General features: G+C 66.9%; 17 protein-coding genes. 8 read left to right on the top strand and 9 right to left on the bottom strand.

All coding sequences use genetic code 11. The features are described 5' to 3' along the window. Positions 1 to 100: 100 nt before the first annotated feature. A complete protein-coding gene (locus MHN84_RS12640; RefSeq protein WP_241204947.1) occupies positions 101 to 934 on the bottom strand; it encodes a hypothetical protein in 834 nt (277 codons plus the stop codon). A gap of 273 nt (positions 935 to 1,207) precedes the next feature. Between MHN84_RS12640 and MHN84_RS12635 the strand changes: the two genes are divergently transcribed. Continuing rightward, a complete protein-coding gene (locus tag MHN84_RS12635) occupies positions 1,208 to 1,771 on the top strand; it encodes a DUF1942 domain-containing protein (RefSeq protein ID WP_046362088.1) in 564 nt (187 codons plus the stop codon). 344 nt (positions 1,772 to 2,115) lie between these two features. Here MHN84_RS12635 and MHN84_RS12625 read toward each other — a convergent pair whose 3' ends face one another. From MHN84_RS12625 to MHN84_RS12610, 4 genes are read right to left on the bottom strand one after another with little or no spacing between them, the layout of a single operon-like run. Further along, the gene (locus tag MHN84_RS12625) at positions 2,116 to 4,605 is read right to left on the bottom strand and encodes an AMP-binding protein (protein ID WP_241204946.1); all 2,490 of its coding nucleotides are present in this window, start codon (positions 4,603 to 4,605) and stop codon (positions 2,116 to 2,118) included. 10 nt (positions 4,606 to 4,615) lie between these two features. After that, a complete protein-coding gene (locus tag MHN84_RS12620) occupies positions 4,616 to 5,695 on the bottom strand; it encodes an ABC transporter ATP-binding protein (RefSeq protein WP_011893736.1) in 1,080 nt (359 codons plus the stop codon). Then, positions 5,692 to 7,257 carry an iron ABC transporter permease gene (locus MHN84_RS12615; protein ID WP_046365717.1) on the bottom strand — a complete coding sequence of 522 codons (1,566 nt, stop codon included), beginning with the start codon at positions 7,255 to 7,257 and terminating at the stop codon, positions 5,692 to 5,694. The genes MHN84_RS12620 and MHN84_RS12615 overlap by 4 nt, the downstream gene beginning before the upstream one ends. 49 nt (positions 7,258 to 7,306) lie before the next feature. Further along, a complete protein-coding gene (locus tag MHN84_RS12610) occupies positions 7,307 to 8,332 on the bottom strand; it encodes an iron ABC transporter substrate-binding protein (protein ID WP_011893738.1) in 1,026 nt (341 codons plus the stop codon). A 144-nt stretch (positions 8,333 to 8,476) separates the two neighbouring features. On the opposite strand from MHN84_RS12610, the gene MHN84_RS12605 reads away from it, so the two are divergent. Then, positions 8,477 to 9,433 (top strand): hypothetical protein, encoded by a 957-nt coding sequence (locus MHN84_RS12605; protein WP_011893739.1) that lies wholly within the window; start codon positions 8,477 to 8,479, stop codon positions 9,431 to 9,433. Between the two features lie 304 nt (positions 9,434 to 9,737). Next, a complete protein-coding gene (locus MHN84_RS12600) occupies positions 9,738 to 10,196 on the top strand; it encodes an HIRAN domain-containing protein (protein WP_236728591.1) in 459 nt (152 codons plus the stop codon). 779 nt (positions 10,197 to 10,975) lie between these two features. Here MHN84_RS12600 and MHN84_RS12595 read toward each other — a convergent pair. The 4 genes from MHN84_RS12595 to MHN84_RS12580 all read right to left on the bottom strand — a co-directional run bounded on the left by MHN84_RS12595 (position 10,976) and on the right by MHN84_RS12580 (position 14,979). After that, positions 10,976 to 11,317: a DUF3703 domain-containing protein gene (locus MHN84_RS12595; RefSeq protein ID WP_241204945.1), complete on the bottom strand. Its 342-nt coding sequence runs from the start codon at positions 11,315 to 11,317 to the stop codon at positions 10,976 to 10,978. A 322-nt stretch (positions 11,318 to 11,639) separates the two neighbouring features. Then, a complete protein-coding gene (locus MHN84_RS12590; protein WP_011893742.1) occupies positions 11,640 to 12,263 on the bottom strand; it encodes a class I SAM-dependent methyltransferase in 624 nt (207 codons plus the stop codon). 290 nt (positions 12,264 to 12,553) lie between these two features. Next, a complete protein-coding gene (gene lnt, locus MHN84_RS12585; RefSeq protein ID WP_049777426.1) occupies positions 12,554 to 14,272 on the bottom strand; it encodes an apolipoprotein N-acyltransferase in 1,719 nt (572 codons plus the stop codon). Between the two features lie 65 nt (positions 14,273 to 14,337). Further along, complete coding sequence (locus MHN84_RS12580) at positions 14,338 to 14,979, bottom strand: TlpA disulfide reductase family protein (protein ID WP_011893744.1); 642 nt, start codon at positions 14,977 to 14,979, stop codon at positions 14,338 to 14,340. Between the two features lie 385 nt (positions 14,980 to 15,364). Between MHN84_RS12580 and MHN84_RS12575 the strand changes: the two genes are divergently transcribed. The 5 genes from MHN84_RS12575 (at position 15,365) to MHN84_RS12555 (ending at position 19,496) form a co-directional block, all read left to right on the top strand. Beyond that, positions 15,365 to 15,763: a metalloregulator ArsR/SmtB family transcription factor gene (locus tag MHN84_RS12575; protein WP_172835527.1), complete on the top strand. Its 399-nt coding sequence runs from the start codon at positions 15,365 to 15,367 to the stop codon at positions 15,761 to 15,763. Next, positions 15,760 to 17,727, top strand: a complete 1,968-nt coding sequence (locus MHN84_RS12570) for a cation-translocating P-type ATPase (RefSeq protein ID WP_241204943.1) — start codon at positions 15,760 to 15,762, stop codon at positions 17,725 to 17,727. The genes MHN84_RS12575 and MHN84_RS12570 overlap by 4 nt, the downstream gene beginning before the upstream one ends. Continuing rightward, positions 17,724 to 18,230, top strand: coding sequence for a signal peptidase II (gene lspA / locus MHN84_RS12565; RefSeq protein WP_046365714.1), 507 nt, complete (start codon positions 17,724 to 17,726; stop codon positions 18,228 to 18,230). The genes MHN84_RS12570 and lspA overlap by 4 nt, the downstream gene beginning before the upstream one ends. Further along, a complete protein-coding gene (locus MHN84_RS12560; protein ID WP_046365715.1) occupies positions 18,227 to 18,832 on the top strand; it encodes a cadmium resistance transporter in 606 nt (201 codons plus the stop codon). The genes lspA and MHN84_RS12560 overlap by 4 nt, the downstream gene beginning before the upstream one ends. 67 nt (positions 18,833 to 18,899) lie before the next feature. Next, entirely contained in the window at positions 18,900 to 19,496 is a 597-nt protein-coding gene (locus MHN84_RS12555; RefSeq protein ID WP_241204942.1) for a TlpA disulfide reductase family protein, read from the top strand. Positions 19,497 to 19,570 lie beyond the last annotated feature (74 nt).

Here is a 19,570-nt window from a genome sequence, read left to right as displayed (position 1 = left end):
CTTCCGGCGAGCTGACCTCTGGGTGCCGGTCGATCACGATACCTACCGACTGGGCACCTACCAATCGTCTAGGAACCGACTCCAGCGAGAGATCAGATTTTCAGTCGCCGTGATCGTGATCGCCATGGGCGTCGTTCAATGGCGCAGCGGATGGGGCCGGGGCTCCTGCCGGCGCCGCCGTCGGCGGCTCGCCGCCAGGCACGCTCACCGGCGGCGAGATGACCGACTCTGGACGACCGCCATCGTGGCCATCGGCATGCTCGGCACTCGTCCCACGATCACTACCCTCCTCCGGCTCGGCGCCAGTGCCGTGGTGGTCACCATCTGCAGCCTCGGCGGCCGTCCCATGGTGACCACCGGCTGCGCCTGCTGGAGCGTGATCACCGTGCCGCAAACCTGAAGCAACTCCCACTGTGGACGCCAGCGCCACGACACCGACTGCGCCCATGAGGACCATCGCGCTGCCGAACACCGGTACCGGCTCTCCTTGCAGGCCGCGGTACCACACCCAGGCAGCGCCCATCACAACATAAACCTGAAGCAGCAGCGCACAAAGGTCCGCGGCCTGCACCACTTCGGCTTCCCCCGCATTAGGGCCGAATGGTGCCCCGGCGGTCCTGGACAGGGCCCAAAGAGCAATGGCTCCGAGGTTGAGAGTGATGCCGGCGGCAAGCACGGGGATCGTCGTTCGGGCCAGCACAGCCCGCGCCCATATCAATTGGAAGAGCGCGACCGCAACGAAGAACAAGCCCGCCGGCATCCACTCCTGCCAGTGAGCAGGCACAACGGCGAAATGGATAAGAGAAGCGCCCAACGAGGCCAGCGCGGCAAGCCGAGCAGCCAGTCTGCTGTCGGTCTTCCTCGCTGTCCTAGGCGCCACGGAATCAGGATGACAGTGCTTTCCCCGAAGCGGTTGCCTGACACCACATCTCAACCCGAACGAGATTCATCTGTCACCGATAGGTGTGGTCGTGCGCGCATGTCACTTCCTGAGAACCCGCTTGCTAAGTCTCGACCACTGCTGATCGGCCCTCAATTATCCGTACTGACCGTGCGACACCTGTTCCGAGCTTCCTTGATCGATGCTTCCGCGTGCAGTTGCTTACCGCGCAGGGGCGACCGACTACTATCTAGCTCCGTAGATGTTCGCTATGCTGCGTACGCGCCCGCGACCGCCTACTCACATCGCGCGGAAGGACCACCCAATATGCGTTTTCGCGTCATCATGGCGGTACTCGCCTGCGTGACTCTTCTCGGTGCCGGAGCTACTCTCGCGCCGCCCGCTGTGGCGGCGATGCCGTGCGGACATCAGTTCGGCTCGCCTCAACAGCTCACCGATGCGGGGGGCGCAGTCGTCCAGGAGTGGGTCATCTCGGATCTGCGAGAGTCTTCGGTCGCCTTGCCCGGATACACTGCCCGCGGTCAAGTCTGGGAAGCTTCGGCCACCGTTCGAGCCGTCACCGGCACGGTGACTCCGATCATTCCGAATCTGTACACGGTTACCGCAGCCGGGCAGCGTTATCCCGTCTTGTGGCAGATCGCCAGCCCACAGGGCCTTCCGGCTACCACCCTCGGCGAGGGCCAAGCCTCCAGCGGGGCGATCTACTTTGATGCAGTCGGCCCACAGCCCATGGCGGTGGTTTACGACAACGGCACTCCTACGCAGCTGTTTTGGTGTTGCACGGGCTCCATGATGATGATGCCAATGGAGAAGTGTCCGATGTGCGCCAACATGCAGCGCGCCTGCCCCCACCGTCCCGGCGGGATGTAGCCCTCGAGGACCTGACAGGGACCCATTAGCCTTCACCGATCGCCGCTAAGTGTCGAAGCTATCTCCAACCGATCCGCCTATCACCCTGGGACGTACTATCCGACCAGCGTGGTGCCCACCAACGATGGTCCTCGACCGCCAGCACAAGGTCGCGGCGGTCTTCCGCGTGGCGCTACTAGCCGAAGACATACGGCCTCTGCTAGATCGGCTGACCATCGAGCGCGGACACCTCGCTGGAGAGCTGCCCTGCGGCGCGTATCGTCTCGGATCGTTCGGTGCGTCGGTGCGCGCAGAGATCCGAGGTTTATGAAGGTGATCGCGGGCCCCGGTGGCGCAGCGGGGTCTCACCGCCGAGCGGCAGCCTGACCTCGAGTGATGGCGGTCGGCGTGTATCGGTGAGCCTTTTTGCGAGTTAGCGTGACCAGCTGGGTCAGCAGGATGCCGACGACGATCGCGGCCAGCACGCCGACGAGCTTCTGTTCGCCGAACAGCGGATACACCTGGTAGTGCGTGAGATAGATGAACAGTGACGCCTCGGCGATCACGCCTGCGGTGACCGTCAAAGCGGATGGGCACCGGATGGCGGGCAGCCAGATCAGCAGCGCCAGCCCGATGAACACCAAGGCCTCGCGGTTGGGTTGGCCGAAGTACCCGACGATTCCGACGGCGAGGACCGCGGTCACGGCGATCCGCTGCCACACCGTCGACGACTTCGAGGCGGCCCAGCCGATGGCGAAGAACCAGAACGCCAGGATGGTGAACCAGGCGGCCCTGCCGAGCCCGATGCCGAAGACGTCCCATCGCAGGGCCATGCCCAGGGCCAGGAATGCCGCCGCAACGCCGAACGGCCACCGGCGTTCGGCGCGGTCGCCCCACCGCGTCGCGCACAGCAGCGCCAACCCCACCAGGACCCACACCAGGACTTCGACGAACCACAGCCGCCCGGCGGTCATGCTGTCTCCTGGACCGAGGAACTTGTTGGCCAGCAGTAGATTCGAGGCCGCGTAGTCGTCGGTGACGAGTAGCGCGAATGCCACCCACAGAAAAGCGGGCACGGCGATCCAGCCGATGGTGCTGACCAGGTGGCGCACCCGGGTGGCGCGCGGCAGGGGGGTGAGGCAGAAGCGGCCGAAGTTGTATCCGGCGACGCCCAGCAGGATGTGCGCGCCGCCCCACAGCACCCACAGCTCCGCGTGCGATCCGGCGACCAGGACGATTGCTGCCGCACGCAGCGCCACGCTGGTCTCGAGCGTTGTTCCCCACCACCGGCGGGTTTTGCGGGCGGACTCCAGCTCGCTCAGCGGCAGCCGCTGCCAATCCGCGGGCAGGTGCCCGAGCGCGCGTTCGAGCCGCACCGACATGGCGACGTAAGACAGCGAGTTGCCGCCGAGGTCGACGAAGCTGCTGCGGGGATCGACGTCGGCCGTGTCGATCTGCAGCACGTCGGCGAACAGACCGCGCAGGTCCAGGCGGGCATCGTCGGTCGTCCGGTCGGCGGCCCGCTCGCGTAGGCTGCGATAGTCCGGCTTGCCGGTGGGCAGGCGGGGGATCTCGTAGACGTCGACCACCCGGATCGCCGCACCGGGGAGACCCGACGCGTCGGCCGCCGCGGCAGCGACGTCGGTGTCCTCGGGACGGTCGGCGGCGCCGACGAGCAGCAGGCCGTCGCCGTCGGTGCAGATCGCGGTGACGCCGTCGGCGTGCAGGGCCGACTCGACGCGTTGCAGGTCGATGCGCAGTCCGTAGAGCTTGACGAACCGGTCGCTGCGCCCGACCACCTCGTAGAGGCCGTCGGGGCGCTGCCGGGAGATGTCGCCTGTGCGCAGTTCCTCGACTCCGGCGTCGGCGGCGAGATCGGCGGCGGTGTGTGCGTACCCCATCATGACGTTGGGTCCGCGGTAGACGAGTTCGCCGGTTCCGTCGGGCATTCCGTCGACCGGTTCGATGCGGAACGACCCGCCGGGGATCGGGATGCCGATCGACTCGGGGTGGTCGTGGGCGAGTTCTGGCGGCAGGTAGGCCATGCGTGCGGTGGCCTCGGTGGCGCCGTACATGACGAAGAACCGCCACCCCGCGCGGTAGCCGAGGTTTGCGAGCCGGCGCACGCGGTCCGGGTCGAGCCGTCCGCCGGCCTGGGTGACGTAGCGCAGGTTCGGCAGCGACATCGCCTCGAAGCCGATCCGGTCGAGCAGTTCGAAGGTGTGCGGTACGCCGGCGAACGACGTTGCGCCGCGCTTCCGGAACACGTTCCAGAAGTCGTCGTCGACCACGGACAGTTCGGTGAGCACGAGCGCGGCTCCGCGTAGCAGGTGACTGTGGGTCACCGACAGGCCGTAGCAGTACGACATCGGCAGAGTCGTTGCGGCCCTGTCGGTTCGGGTGATGGCGAGATAGGTGGCGATCGACTCGGCGTTGGCGGCGAGATTGAACCGGGACAATCGCACCAGCTTGGGGGAGCCGGTACTGCCGGACGTCGAGAGCAGCAGGGCCAGGTCCGGGTGGAGTTCGGGGGCGGGACGGTGGCGTGTGCCCTCGGTGATGACGCCGTCGGTGACGATGACGTCGGGGTGGTAGGTGTCGACGACCGACCGGCGGTCGCCGCCCGCGGGCACGGGCAGCACCACGTGGTGGCCGGCGAGCGCACCGAGGTAGGTCACCAGCGTGGGCAGGTCGTTGCGGGTCTCGAGCAGGACGAGCTTGCGGCAAGTACCCAGTTCCTCGGCGCGGGTCGCGACCTGCGTCGCGAGTTCGGCGTAGGTAACGGCCTTCTCGGCGGTGAGCACCGCGACGGCGTCGCCGTGGCACGCAAGGTGGTCAACGAGCCGCTCGAACATCACGGCGCGGTCATCGCCCGTCGCGCGGGCGGTCGCCGAACACCACGGCGGCACCGGTGACGTGGATGCGGACCTTTGCATCGACCGCGGGCGGCGCGACACTGTGCTGACGGACGGTGATCGGCGCGGCGTCGCCGCCGAGGTCGACGGTGAGCAGGACGTCGTGGCCGCGGAACTCCGACGCCAGAACCGTCGCCATCCCGTCGCTGCGGTCGTCGTCGGAGACCGCCGCCGCCTCCAATTGCTCCGGGCGGAGCATCAGCGTGCCACCGCCGTCGGGTACGGTGCCGCGGACCGGCAGCCGGCCCAGTGCCGAGGTGGCGACCCCGCCGGTCACCGTGCACGGCAGCAGCACGCAGTCACCGAGGAATTCGGCGGTGAAACGATCGTTGGGTTCTCGGTAGACCGCCTGCGGCGTACCGACTTTGGTGAATCGGCCGTCGCGCATCACCGCGACCTGGTCGGCGATCGACAGCGCCTCCTCCTGATCGTGAGTGACGATCAGGGTCGTGACGCCGGCGTCGGAGAGCAGCGTCGCCACGGCCTTGCGGGTCGACGCCCGCAGTCCGGTGTCCAGGGCGCTGAACGGTTCGTCGAGCAGCATGAGCGCGGGCTGGCGGGCGAGGGCGCGGGCGAGGGCCACGCGCTGCTGCTGTCCCCCGGAGAGTTCGTGCGGCCGGCGTGCGGCGTAGGACTCGTCGAGGGAGACGGTAGCGAGGAGTTCGGCGACGCGCGGCTGGACGTTGCGGCGGCCCGACAGCCCGTAGGCGATGTTCTGGCCCACGGTCAGGTGCGGGAACAGCGCGCCGTCCTGCGCGACGTAGCCCACGTCGCGGCGATGCGCGGGGATACTGCTGCCGGCTGCTGCTACCTGGCGTCCGGCGATGGAAACCGTTCCCGCATCGGGGTTCTCGAAGCCGGCGACCAGACGCAGCAGCGTGGTCTTGCCGCAGCCGGAGGCGCCGACCACGGCGGTGATCGTGCCCGCGGTGACGCCGAGGTCGATGCCGTGCAGCACGGTGTGGCTGCCGAAGGCCTTGGTTAGCCCGGTGACGTCGAGCGCGTTGCCGGTAGCCCCGTGGATCGTCATAGCGCGGCCGCCCTGCTGGACTGCTGGAACAGCACGACTGTCACCGGAACCGCGAGCACGACGAGCAGCAGCGCATACGGTGCGGCGCTGGCGTAGGACAGTTCGCTCGACAGCGACCAGAATCGCATCGCCAGGGTGTTGGTGCCCGTCGGCGCCAGCAGCAGGGTGGCGGTCAGCTCGGTGGCCACGGCGACGAATACCAGCGAGGCACCGGCGGCGGCGGCAGGTGCGGTGAGCCGCAAGGTGACTCGCAGCAGCGTGCGGGTGGGGGAGACACCGAGCGAACGCGACGCCTCCTCCAACGTCGGCGGCACTTGGGCCAACCCCGACCGCAGGTTGACCATCGCGCGGGGCATGAACATCAGCACATAGGCCGCGAGGACCAGCGTCGCCGTCTGGTACAGAGGCGGTGCGAAGCGGATCGCCACGGTGACGAGCGCGAGCGCGGTCACGATGCCTGGCATCGAACTCGTCACGAAGTTCGAGCCCTCGACGAAGCGGGCGAAGAAGCCGCGGTGCCGCACCGCGATCCAGGCGAAGGGGAACGCCAGCACCGTCGTCAACGCCGCGGCCGCGGCGGCCAGCGCCACAGTCTGCACCGTCGACGGTACGATCTCGCCGAGCGCCCACACGTCGCTGCCGCCGATCCACAGCCACCGCAGGATCGTCCACACCGGAACGCCGAGGGCGAGCGCGGCCAGTGCGGCGAGGGCGGCAACTGCGGGAAACGTCATGCTCCCGAGGCGATGGGGCAGCGAGGTGCGCTGGGCGCCGGAACCGAGTCGGGCGTAGCGGGCGTTGCCGCGCACCCCGGCCTCGCCAACGAGCAACACCAGGCACAGCAGCATCAGAACGCCTGCGAGCGTGCTGCCCGCCGCGCCGTCGAACGTGGCCTGGAACTGTTCGAAGATCGCGGTGGTGAACGTCGAGAAGCGCAGCATGGCGAACGCGCCGTACTCGGCCAGCAGGTGCACGCCGATGAGCAGTCCGCCGCCGAGGACCGCCAGGCGAAGCTGTGGCAGCACCACGCGCCGGAATACGGCCGCCGGGCTGGAACCGAGCGTGCGTGCGGATTCCTCGATCGCCGGGTCGAGGCGACGGAGCGTGGCGGCGGCGGGCACGTAGACGAACGGGAAGTACGACAGCGAGGCGACGAGAATGCCTGCCCAGAAGCCGTGCAGGGTCGGGACGACGCTGACCCATGCGTAGCTGTTGATGAAGGCGGGCACCGCCAGGGGAGCGACGAACATCGGTCGCCAGATCGCCCGGCCGGGAATGTCGGAGCGTTCCACCAGCCATGCCGCCCCGATGCCGAGCACGATGCAGATCGGGACCGTGACGACGACGAGACCGACGGTGTTGACGAACAATTCGAGCACGCGTGGCCGCGCGAGGAGTTCCCAGACCCGCGTCGGCCCCAGCGACACCACCGACCAGGCGACGTACCCGATCGGCACGAACGCCGCCACGACCAGCAGCACCACACCGGCGGTGAGGACCGGCCCCGGCCGCGTGGCAGCTGCCCGGCCGGGCACCTCCGACGGCGGCAAGGCGTCGAGCAGCGCCGCGTCGACGGCCGTCGCGGCGGCGGTACTAACGTCAGCCACCCATCTAAAGCAGGCCCGCCTTCGTCATCAGGTCGGTGACCTTCTGCGCGTCGAGGTTCGACGGGTTCACGGCGGGTGCCTGCAGGTCGACAAGCGGCACCAGCGCGGGGTTGGCCGGAACGCCGCTGGCCACGGGGTACTCGAACGACGTGCCCTTCTCGAGCACTTCTTGGCCGGCCTTGCTGGTGATGAAGGTCAAAAACTTCTGGGCGTCTTCCTTCTTCTTGCTGGAGTTCAAGATGCCGCCGCCGGAGATCGAGACGAAGGCGCCCGGGTCCTGGTTCCGGAAGTAGTGCAGCGCGGTGTTGCCCGAGATTTCCTTGGTCTGCGACTGATCGCGGAACCAGTAATAGTGGTAGATGATCCCGCCCTCGACCTGGCCGTCGTTGACGGCGCGCAGCGTGGCGATGTTGTCGGAGTAAATCTCCGCGCCTGCCTTCATGCCGGCCAGCCACTGGCCGGTGGCCCGTTCACCGGTGAGTTCCAGCATTGCCGCGACGATGGCCTGGAAGTCGGGCTTGACCGGCGGGGCACCCCAGCGGCCCTTCCACTCTGGCTTTTCCAGATCCATGATCGAAGTCGGCAGCTGAGCCTCGGTGAGCTTGGTCTTGTCGTAGGCGAACACGGTGGTACGGGCGGCGACGCCGGTCCACTTACTCGTGGCGGGGCGGAACTGTGGTGGCACCTGAGCGATCGTGGCTTCGTCGACGTCGGTGAACAGGCCGTCCCTCTCGACCGCGGCCATGGCGGGCGAGTTCTCGGTAAGGAACACGTCGGCCGGCGAAGCGTCGCCCTCGGCGATTAACTGGTTGCCCAACTCGGTGTCGCCGCCCTGGCGATAGGTGACCTTGATGCCGGTCTCCTTGGTGAAGGCGTCGATCCACTCCTTGGTCAGCGACTCGTGCTGCGCGTTGTAGACCAGCAGGCCGTCCTCCTCCTCGGAGGACGAGCAGGCAGTAAGACCTGCTGCCAGCCCCCCCGCGACAATGAGGGCGACGATGCGATTCCAGCGAGTGCGACGGGTTGACATCCACAACACTTTCTCCGAGGTGAGCCTTGGCTAACGAACATACCCTTCGGCATGGCGCCGTTCTAAGTCGCAGGCCCTTGCTGCGGACGGGCGCGCCGCTCTGCCTCGCCCCGTCTCACGGAGCCCCCACTTAGAGTTCGCACCGTGGTGGACAGCTACGAAGTCGTCGACCTCGCCGACTGGACTCGCGGTGAGAGCGAACCAGGAGGTGACGAAGCGAAACGATGGTTCATAGCACCAGAGACCTCGCCGCATGCCGGGCACTGGTTGTTCAAGCCACGCCGCATCAAAACCCTCGAACTGTCCAAAGAACGTCAGCATCGCGGCGACAAACCCGACGTGCTCGTTCGCGGAGAGGACTGGGCGGAGAAGATCTCCTACGAGGTCGCCCAGCTGCTGTCTGTGCCTGCAGCGGAAACGGAGTTGGCGACAGTTGTTCAGTTACGCACCCACGAACGCGTCTATGGCTCGATGAGCCGAGACATGCGGCCTCGCGCGTGGGCATGGACCCCGGGAGCAGCATTGCTTGCCGAGCGCGACGACGAGTTCGATGCCAAATCCTGCCGCGGCCATACGATTAGCGCCATTCGCGAAGCATTAGAGGGGCTGCAAGGTCCGGAGGGCACCAGTTACGCCGACTGGCCCGCATTCGATGTCTTCGCGGGCTATCTGCTCCTGGACGCCTGGATCGCGAACACTGACCGGCATGCGCACAATTGGGGAGTGCTGCAAAACTCCAGGACGGGCGACGTTTGCCTCGGTCCAAGCTTTGATCACGGGTCGGCCCTCGCCAGCGGTGACGAGGATAGGGTCCGTGCCCAGCGAATTGAGCAGAAAACCGTCGTGCAGTGGTGCGAGCACGGGCGGACAAAACGCTTTAACGCCGGCGAGGCGATCAGCCTGATAGATGTCGCCGCTGAGGCCCTGTCAGTCTGCGGAGGCGCGGCACGACAACACTGGACAGCTCAAATAACCAACGTTGACCTGGATCTATGCTTCGATATCGTTGCAGCGACACCAAATCTGTCGGACCCGACCCGTAGTTTCGTGAGGACAGCACTAGCCACTAATCGAAAGCGAATCCGTGATGCACTCCGTTGATCTCTTAGTCGAGTCGACAGATGCTGACCCAGGTCTTCGTCGGTCGAGGTTGATTGTCACGCGTCGCGGTGCTGACGATGGGGTGTATCGGGCGATTGGCTACCTCGATAGGTTGACCGGAGGGGCCGAGCGCCCGACGTATCAATTCACGTACTTGGCTCGCGTGGCGGCTGACCCTGCTTTCGTGCCGGTCGTTGGGTTCCGCGACGTCAGCCGACTTTACCGTTCCGAGAGGCTATTTCCATCGTTCGCCGACCGGGTGATGAGCGCTAAGCGGCCGGACCGCCCTCAATACCTTGAGGCTTTGGATCTCGATGCCGACGCTGACGCCTGGGAGATCCTGACCGCCTCCGGCGGGCATCGCGAAGGCGACCCGATCGAACTCGTCTCGCTGCCCCGATTCGATCGGACCACAGGCGAAACGTCGGCGCACTTCCTTGCTCACGGCGTCAGACATCGCAGCGTAGAGGCCAGCCACCGAATAACCACACTGCCCGCGGGCTATCGCCTCGGGCTGGAGCGCGACCCCGAGAACCCTGTTAACTCAGCGGCGATCAGGGTTGTTGATCGTGGGATGCACTTGGGGTTTGTGCCCGATCCGCTTCTTGACTACGTCCATTCGGTAATGGCCAGCGGCACTTACGATCTGACAGTCGTGCGCGCCAACCCTGCTGTAACTCATCCGCACCTGCGGCTACTGCTGCGCTTGGGCGGACATTGCAGTTCTTTTGTGTTCGACAGCCCAGACTGGAATGCGGTCTAACTCCACTCCCGTTCCACCTTAATAGTTCGAACGGCAAATGCACAGTCAAGCGCTTCAAGGGCATCTTGCCGGGGGTGCCCGGAATTGCTTCTGCGACATCATGTTTGGTGACTGGATTATCAGCCCTGCTTATCGCACGCCTCCAAAGGCCAGTAGGAGCTTCGAAGTCCTGGAGGTGGTATAGCGTCCGCCGGTTCTCATTAAGCTGATCAAGGCGCGAAGCTAGGTCGCCGTCGAACCAATGTCTTTCTCTCCCAATGCGGATAAGGCGGCCAGGCCCCAGCGCTTAGTGTTCGGTGTTGGAGGGTGTTGCCACTTCAACGTGCCGGCAAGCTCTCGCTCGCAGCAGGCGTGGGCACACAATATGCAGGCCAGAGCAGCCCCGAGATGATAGCAACGGGTTGCCTCGATAATGAGAAAACCGTTTTCATAGCCGCCGGCGGACGCTCCATAAAGCCCTGGGCCACCATATGACTCGACGATTCGGTTGACCTCGGCCCGACGAACCGGCTCTTTATCTATGTCGGTGCCCATCGACAAACGTCTCTGTGCGTGCAGATGCCAATTTGGCTGATTCCGAATCACGAGGTGCAACTGTAGGGCAACGGGGGATCGAGCCGCTGTCCGCGCGGATGTCTTCATGGCAGTCCCAAACCGGGATGAGCCACCTGGACTGAAGAGCACTAGAATCGGTACCCCTCCACGCTATTGGCATACTGCGCTCTATCCGTGCACTATTTCCGGGACAGTCGTAGGGGGGTATGCCGACGGCGCGGCGCCTAAGGTGCCAGGGCTGCCCGCAGGTCTTCGGGTATTGGCATCGGCGTCGTCAGGCCCGCCGCCGTCCGGCCCGTGTTGCCCTCGGGGTAGCGCCCCGCAAATGAACCGGGTGCGGCGACGACGATCCGGACGACCTGACCGAGGGCCTCACGTCGGTCGCGCTGTCGGACGGCCAGCACGAACATGGCAGCGTGGTTACAGGTGTGTAGCCACGGGTTAGGCTGCGAGACAATGTGCGCCCGTTCGAGGTGGTGCCAGCGCGCCTCGGCGGTGCCAGCGGCTTTCGCGGCCGTCATCTCGCGTCGGTAGACGTCCCTCCCGTTGTCGGTGATGCGGCTCATGTCGCGCTCCGTTCAGTCGTCGTCGTCATTGTCCTCGACCAGTTTCGACCTCCCAGGCTTCTTTGCCTTCGTAGATGGCGAACGCGGAGATGACGAAGCCAGCGACGGGGTCGGGCCACGCCGTGCCGGTAAGCTCGACCAGCCCGACGCCGACCAGCGTGAGATGCTGAGCAGCACACAACGTGGTCTCGGCGGTGTTGACCAGGATGAGGTTGTCTTTGCGGCGGGCGCTGACCTCTTTTTGCTTTTGATCTGCCGGCGGCCCGCGCCCTTCACCAGGATCATCGAAGTGAAGACAGGACCAAGACCGCGATGGTCCTCATCACTCACAGCCGGTGGGCAACGGTTTGGCGGCCACGCCGAGCAGGTAGTCGCCTTGGATGCGGGTCCGTGAACCCAGTACGACGAGGCCATGGTGGGCGAGTTCGTCGGAGAATTGCTCGGCGCTGAACCGGTCTTCGGTCGGGTGGTCGAACAGCCGCTTGTAGCTGGGGCGGGCGAGGGCGTGGGCGGTGACTTCATCGAAGTAGAACCGCCCGCCCGGTGCGAGGACTCGCGCGACTTCGGCGACGGCGTTACGCCAGTCGGGAATGTGGTGGACGATCCCGAAGTCGAACACCGCCCCGTAGCTTCCGTCGCCGGCATCTAGCGCGGTGGACAGATCGGTGGCGCTGCCTTGGACCAGCCGAACTCGGTTGCCATAGCGGGCCAAGCGCTCCCCGGCCCGCCGGATCATCGCCGGGTCCAGGTCGACGGCGTCTACGGTGGCAGCGCCAAACCGCTCCAGGATCAGCTGCGTGCCGTATCCAGATCCGCAGCCGATTTCCAGAGCCTGGGTGTCCGGGACCAGCCGGCCGCCGAACCGCAGCAGCACCGGAACCTCGTAGACGCGTTGGAGCCATCGCCGCGGCGCAGAATTGATCAGCGCGGTCTCCGCCATGTTCATCAACACGGTTGGCCCTCTCCAGAGGTGGTCGTATCAGCGGACAGCCCGTGAGACTGGTTGCAGTTCAGCTCGATTCAGCTGTGCCAGGCCCCGGGCCGGCGGTGCGTGCCGCGGTGAGCACGGGGCACTGAGCGAGGCATGGTCCCGGTGGCCGACAGCGCGGGGTCATGCCGTGCAGGGCGGCGGTTGACGGTTTACGCCGACCCGCACCAATGAACAGACTTCTGCCATCGCCGCCGGTCGGCGATGACGGCGATCTTTACGCTATCATCGCCTTCGGGCGATGAAAACTATCGCCGCCGCGGTGCCATTGCAGGCGGCGGCGTGTCGGTACGCGGGGTGCGACGGCGCAGACTGATCCGCGGTGATCTGCGCAGAATGATCGCCGCGATGCACGCGAAGATGCCGATGCTGATCAGTAGACACTGCACGACCGGGCCCCACCGGGTGGCGGGCGTGAGTCCGGTCATCAGCCTGACCGGGGTGTCGAGGTAGCCAGGTTCGAAGAATCCGGTGCGGGCCAGTTCGCGACCGTCTGGCCCGATCACGGAACTGATGCCCGTCGTCGCGGCGACCACGACGTAGCGGTTGTGCTCGATGGCGCGTAACTTGGCGAAGGCGAGCTGCTGCTCGCTCATCGCCTCACCGAAGGTGGCGTTGTTGGACGGCACGGTGAGCAGCTGGGCGCCGTTAAGCACCGACTCGCGGGCCGCCCGGTCAAAGATCACTTCCCAGCAGGTCACCACGCCGATCGGCACCCCGGCTGCGCGCACTACCCCCGACCCGTCGCCGGGCACGAAGTAGCCAGCCCGGTCGGCGGAGGACGAGAAGAGCCGGAAGAAGCCGCGCCACGGCAGGTACTCGCCGAATGGTTGCACGATCTGCTTGTCGTGACGGTCACTGGGGCCGCCGACCGGATCCCAGACGATCACCGAGTTGAGGGTCACCGGGTTGGTGCTGCTGTATCCCGGCCCGGCGAGCACGCCGCCGACGAGGATCGGCGCCTCGATCGCCCGCGCGGCGATCGTGATCCGTTCGGCGGCGTCGGGATTGGCCAACGGGTCGACGTCGGAAGAGTTTTCCGGCCACACGACGATCTGCGGTTGCGCAGCACGCCCGGCGCGCACCTCGTCTGCGAGCCGCAGGGTTTCCTGAACGTGGTTGTCCAACACGGCGCGACGTTGGGCATTGAAGTCCAGGCCGAGTCGCGGCACATTGCCCTGCACCGCGGCCACGGTGACGACCGGGTCGTTGGTCGCATTGATTGACGGCTGCCGGACCTGCGGCCAGATCGCGGCGGTAGCCAATAGCACCACACCGATGTACGCACCGGGCAGCACTATCGCGGGAGGGCACGCGTGGCCGGCACGGGCGGCGTCACGGCGCCACCAGCGCGTGACCTCGCTCGCCAGGGCGGCCATGCTGACGCCCAGGAGCACGACCGCAAATGACACCAGCGGCACCCCGCCGATTTGGGCGGTCGGCAGAAACGGGCCGTCGGTCTGGCCGAACCCGACTGCGCCCCAGGGGAATCCGCCGAACGGAACATTGGATTTGGCCCATTCCTGCACGGCCCACACGGCCGCGACCCAGATCGGCCAGCCCGGCAGTCGGCGCACCAGCACTGCCCCCGCGCCGAACAGCGCGGGAAATACCGACTCCATGCCCGCCAGCGCCAGCCATGGCCCGACGCCGACGAAGCTGCTCGTCCAGGGCAGCAGCGCAACGTAGAACGCGAGGCCGAACAGAAGTCCATATCCGAGCCCGCCGATTTGCGTCGTCGACTTGTGGGTCAGTACCCAGGCCAGCAGTGCGAACGCGACGATGGCGGTGTACCACCACCCGAACGGCGGAAAGCTGACGCACAACAGCAGGCCCGCAGCGATCGCGACGGCCATCCGGGGCAGTCGGCGCAGCGCCGCAGCACCTAAACCTGCGCCCAGAGGTCTGCTCAACGGCGGGGCGGGGGCCCCATCGGAATTGGCGGACCCGTCGGTGAGCGCCGCCATCGCGTCGGTGTCCTCGTCGGGTTGCCCCGCCCCGCGCCTCCCGGTCAGCCTGGCCAGGGGGCCGGTCACGGGTTCATTGCCGCGACGGCTGCACGAACTTGCTCGACGTCACGGAACACTGTGGGCGTGGTGACCCGGCGGACGGTGCCGTCGGTGCCAACGAGGTAGCTCAGCGGCAGGACCGGGGGAGCGCCTAGGACCTGCCCGACGGCGTCGGCGTTGCCGAAGGACGGGTAGTGCACACCCAGATCCGCCAAAAGGCTCAGCGCCACGGTGTCGGTGTCCTGCACGTTCATCCCGACCACCCGCACCGCGCCCGGCTGCCCGGCGTAGGCGTCCAGCACCGGAATCTCTTCCCGACACGGGGCGCACCATGACGCCCACAGGTTGATCAGGGTCTGCTCACCGGCGAGCGCCGCGCCGACGTCGAACATGGTCCGCGCCCCCAGGCACGACGCCAGCGCACCAGCCAAATCACCCTTGGGCGGCGCCCCCTCACGTGGTGTCGGGCACGGCGCCAAGGCCGCACGCGCGGTGAGTCGCGCCAGTTCGCCGGTATCGGCGTCGCCAACGGCGGCAGCGGGAAGGGTAAGCCCGGGGCCGGAGGTATTAGTGCCGTCGACCTGGGGCGTACGCGGCCAGATCGCCACCGCCATCGCGGCTATTACCACCAGCGCGAACACCGTCCACCGCAGCCGAGACCGCACTTGGCACCTCCCCTGTTGCCGAGTTGACACCGGCTGGGTCCTGGGCGCTACCGACGGCACCCTTCCTACTAGGGGCCATAGTAGATTGTTCGAGCCTGCCACCGTTGATGAGCCGCCAACGTTCCGGGAGGGGGGCCGATGACTGCCGATGATGTTGGCATTGAATCGATCCGGCACTGAACCGCTCAAGAGGATCGCGTGGACTCAGGGGCACGCAGCAGGTTAGGCCTCCTCTCCCGTGCCCATCCCAGGAGGCGCCGGCGCAGCACCGGCCGGTCGTCGTCTTCAGATGCGTTGGAGGTTGCGCCAACCCGCACCAATCAACGAAATTCCCGCTTTCACCGTCGTTTGGCGATGAGGGCGAAAAATGCGCTATCATCGCCGTATGGCGATGACAACCGACGATTGCGGCTCTGTGCGGCCGTCCACCAATCTGTCTCCGGCGGCGGCGCTGTTTCACGGTTTGGCGGATCCGACTCGACTGGCGATCCTGCAGCGGTTGGCTGACGGTGAAGCCCGAGTGGTGGATTTGACGGGACTGCTCTCTATGGCGCAGTCCACAGTGTCGGCGCATCTGGCGTGCCTTCGTGACTGCGGGCTCGTAGTCGGGCGGCCCGAGGGCCGGCAGATGTTCTACTCCCTGACCCGTCCCGAACTGCTCGATTTGTTGGCCTCAGCCGAGACACTTCTGGCCGCCACCGGCAACGCCGTCGCGCTGTGCCCCAACTACGGAACCCGCTCCCGCACGGGCGCGACGATCGATGCGGAGGAGACCGGCCGATGAGCGACGCCTGCGGCTGCGGCAATGACGAACCCCGCGGCGCCGACGAGGAGGAGCGTGAGCCCGAGCGGCTCTGGCAGATCAAGGAACTGCAGTTCGCCGCCATTTCAGGGGTGTTCCTGCTGGCAGCGGTGAACGCCGGGTTCCTCGACGCCGCGGAGCCGGTCGTCCTCACGCTGGAGGCGGTGGCGCTGCTGGCCGGCGCCTATACCTTCGTTCCGTTCACCCTCAAACGGCTGGCCAAGGGCAAAATCGGCGTTGGCACCCTGATGACCATCGCCGCCGTGGGCGCGGTGATCCTCGGCGAGGTGGGTGAGGCCGCCATGCTGGCCTTCCTGTTCTCCATCAGCGAGGGCCTAGAGGAGTACTCGCTGGCGCGCACTCGACGCGGACTGCGCGCGCTGTTGTCGCTGGTGCCCGACGAAGCGACCGTGCTGCGTGACGGCGGCGAAAAGACCGTCGCGCCAGCGGAATTGCGGATCGGCGACCGGATGCTCGTCAAGCCCGGTGAGCGCGTCGCAACCGACGGCATCATCGGCCGAGGCCGCACCGCGCTGGATGTCTCCGCCATCACCGGTGAGTCGGTCCCCGTGGAAGCCGGGCCCGGTGACGAGGTGTTCGCCGGGTCGATCAACGGCACCGGCGCGCTCGAGGTGGAAGTCACCACCACCGCCGAGGACAACTCGCTGGCCCGCATCGTGCGCATCGTGGAGGCCGAACAGTCCCGCAAGGGCGCCTCCCAACGCCTCGCTGACCGCATCGCCAAACCCCTGGTGCCCGGGGTCATGATCGTGGCGGCACTGATCGCGGTGATCGGCAGTTTGCTCGGGGACTCAGCCACCTGGATCGAACGTGCGCTGGTGGTGTTGGTCGCCGCCTCGCCGTGCGCCCTGGCGATCTCAGTGCCCGTCACCGTGGTGGCCGCCATCGGCGCCGCCAGCAAGCTCGGAGCCCTGGTCAAGGGCGGCGCCGCACTGGAAGGGCTGGGCAAGATACGCGGCGTCGCCTTGGACAAGACCGGCACCCTCACCGCAAACCGGCCCGCAGTCATCGACGTGGCCACCACCAACGGCGCCACCCGCGAAGAGGTGCTGGATCTAGCTGCGGCCCTGGGAGCGCGCAGCGAGCACCCGCTGGCCGCGGCGATCCTCGCCGCCGTCGACGATGTCCTCCCAGCCACCGACGTGGAGGCGGTGACCGGTGCCGGGCTCACCGGGCGTCGCGACGGGCATACCATCCGCCTCGGCCGCCCCGGCTGGCTCGACCCGGGCCCGCTCGCCGATGGGGTGGCGCGCATGCAGCACGCCGGGGCCACCGCCGTCCTCGTCGAAGACAACGGCCAGGTAATCGGCGCCATCGCCGTGCGCGACGAGCTGCGACCCGAGGCCGCCGAGGTTGTCGCCCGACTGCGCCGCGACGGCTATCACGTGGCAATGCTCACCGGCGACAACCAGGCCACCGCAGCCGCATTGGCCCGCGACGTCGGGATCGAGGCCGTGCACGCCGAGCTCCGCCCCGAAGGCAAAGCGCGACTGATCGAACAGCTACGTGCCCAGCGCCCCACGGCGATGGTCGGCGACGGCGTCAACGACGCTCCAGCGCTGGCCACCGCCGACCTGGGTATCGCAATGGGCGCGATGGGCACCGACGTGGCCATCGAAACCGCCGACGTGGCGTTGATGGGCGAAGACCTGCGCCACCTGCCTCAGACGTTCACCCACGCGCGGCGGGCGCGGCGGATCATGCTGCAAAACGTCGGCCTGTCCCTGGGCCTAATCCTCGCGTTGTTGCCGCTGGCACTGTTCGGCATCCTCGGACTGGCCGCCGTCGTGCTGGTCCACGAACTCGCCGAGATTGTGGTCATCGCCAACGGTGTGCGCGCGGGGCGCACCAAGCCACTGGCCGCCGCGCCGGTCGATGCGGCAGCCAGCCACAACCGCGCGGCGCCAGCGGGCACGCCGTCGTGACCGCTGACCACCCCAGCCCCGAGGCCAGGGCGATTCGGGCACGAATCACCCTGGCCGCCACGGCGGTCATCGTCGCGGGACTGAACCTGGGAGCGAAGACGTGGGCTGCGGGCGCCTTAAATGACGGCAGCTCAACAGATCTCGGGCTGCTACACCTGCGGCTGGCCTTCAACCCCGGTGTGGCATTCAGTATCGGCGACACCCTGCCCCCCGCGGTCCTGCTCGGCGTCACCGGCGTGATTGTGGTCGCACTCGCGGTGTTCGCGGTCCGCGTCGCTCGCACCGCCGCGCCGCCGGTCGTGCTGGCACTGGCCGCGATGCTGGGTGGCGCGGTGGCCAACTTAATTGACCGCGCCGGTGATGGGCTGGTCACCGACTACCTGCACACGGGCTGGTTTCCCACCTTCAACCTCGCCGACGTCTTCGTCGTCACAGGCGCCGCCGTCCTCGTTCTGGCTAGTTGGCGCGCCAGCGACACCGCAGACACCGGGGCCGACGAATGATCCAGTCGTCGATTCTGCCCGCGATCGGCCTCTTCATCGTCACCAACATCGACGACATCATCGTGCTGTCGCTGTTCTTCGCCCGCGGCGCAGGGCAGCGCGGGACGACGGCCCGGATCACCGCAGGCCAATACCTGGGGTTTGCGGGGATCCTTGGCGCGGCCGTGCTCGTGACGTTGGGCGCGGGAGCATTTCTTCCCCCGCAGATCATTCCGTACTTCGGGCTCATACCCCTGGCCCTGGGACTGTGGGCGGCATGGGAAGCCTGGCGTGGAAACAACAACGACGACGATGACGACGACGACGACGCAAGAGTCGCAGGTAAGAACGTCGGCGTCTGGACCGTCGCGGCAGTCACCTTTGCCAACGGCGGGGACAACATCGGCGTCTACGTCCCCGTCTTCCTCAGCGTGGGGCCCGCGGCCGTGGTGGCCTACTGCGTCGTCTTCCTCGTGCTCGTCGCGGTCCTCGTCGTCGCCGCCAAATTCGTCGCCACCCGCCGGCCGATCGCCGAGGTCCTCGAACGCTGGGAACACGTGTTGTTCCCAATCGTGTTGATCGCCCTCGGCATCCTCATCCTGGTCAGCGGCCTCGCCTTCTAGCAGCTGGCCAGCGACCCCCGCCCGCACACCAGCTGAACGCCGAACTACTTGTAGTGAAGGAGGTTTCATGCGTAGCGCGAAGCAATCACTCGCCGTCGTGGCAGCCCTTGTCATCGCGGCAGCCCAAGTCACCGGCTGCACCACTGGCGAGGATGCCGTGGCGCAAGGCGGTACCTTCGACTTCGTCTCCCCCGGCGGCAAGACCGCGATCTTCTACGACCCTCCGTCGGCGCGGGGCACGATCGGCGATCTCAGCGGCCCCGACTTGTTCACCAACAAACCGATCCGGCTGTCGGATTTCACCGGGAAGGTGGTCCTGATCAACGTGTGGGGCTCTTGGTGTGCGCCATGCCGCACCGAGACTCCAGAACTGGAGACGGTGTACGCCGAATACCGCGACCGCGGTGTGCAGTTCCTGGGTATCGACGTCCGCGACAACAGAAATACTGCACGCGACTTCGTCACCGACCGCAATGTCGAATACCCCTCCATCTTCGACCCGGCGATGCGCAGCCTCATCACCTTGGGACGCACCTACCCGACCAGCGTGGTGCCGACCACGATGGTTCTCGACCGACAACACAGGGTCGCCGCGGTGTACCTCATGGCATTACTGGCCGAGGACCTGCGGCCACTACTAGATCGGCTGACCACCGAGCGCTAACACCTCGCTCAAGCCGACTCGAAGTGTGACCTCGCTGCTGCAGCGTGCAGCGACGTGACTAGCCAGCGTGCGGG

The organism is Mycobacterium sp. PSTR-4-N (genome assembly GCF_022348085.1).
Lineage (GTDB): Bacteria > Actinomycetota > Actinomycetes > Mycobacteriales > Mycobacteriaceae > Mycobacterium.
Note: the sequence above shows the minus strand (reverse complement) of the source record. Positions and strands in the feature narration are given on the sequence as shown.

Excerpts from the sequence above, each read along its gene's own strand:
- MHN84_RS12635 (WP_046362088.1), top strand. The coding sequence starts at position 1,208 with ATGCGTTTTCGCGTCATCATGGCGGTACTCGCCTGCGTGACTCTTCTC.
- MHN84_RS12625 (WP_241204946.1), bottom strand. The coding sequence starts at position 4,605 with ATGTTCGAGCGGCTCGTTGACCACCTTGCGTGCCACGGCGACGCCGTC.
- MHN84_RS12620 (WP_011893736.1), bottom strand. The coding sequence starts at position 5,695 with ATGACGATCCACGGGGCTACCGGCAACGCGCTCGACGTCACCGGGCTA.
- MHN84_RS12610 (WP_011893738.1), bottom strand. The coding sequence starts at position 8,332 with ATGTCAACCCGTCGCACTCGCTGGAATCGCATCGTCGCCCTCATTGTC.
- MHN84_RS12595 (WP_241204945.1), bottom strand. The coding sequence starts at position 11,317 with ATGAGCCGCATCACCGACAACGGGAGGGACGTCTACCGACGCGAGATG.
- MHN84_RS12590 (WP_011893742.1), bottom strand. The coding sequence starts at position 12,263 with ATGAACATGGCGGAGACCGCGCTGATCAATTCTGCGCCGCGGCGATGG.
- lnt (WP_049777426.1), bottom strand. The coding sequence starts at position 14,272 with ATGGCGGCGCTCACCGACGGGTCCGCCAATTCCGATGGGGCCCCCGCC.
- MHN84_RS12575 (WP_172835527.1), top strand. The coding sequence starts at position 15,365 with ATGGCGATGACAACCGACGATTGCGGCTCTGTGCGGCCGTCCACCAAT.
- MHN84_RS12570 (WP_241204943.1), top strand. The coding sequence starts at position 15,760 with ATGAGCGACGCCTGCGGCTGCGGCAATGACGAACCCCGCGGCGCCGAC.
- MHN84_RS12560 (WP_046365715.1), top strand. The coding sequence starts at position 18,227 with ATGATCCAGTCGTCGATTCTGCCCGCGATCGGCCTCTTCATCGTCACC.
- MHN84_RS12555 (WP_241204942.1), top strand. The coding sequence starts at position 18,900 with ATGCGTAGCGCGAAGCAATCACTCGCCGTCGTGGCAGCCCTTGTCATC.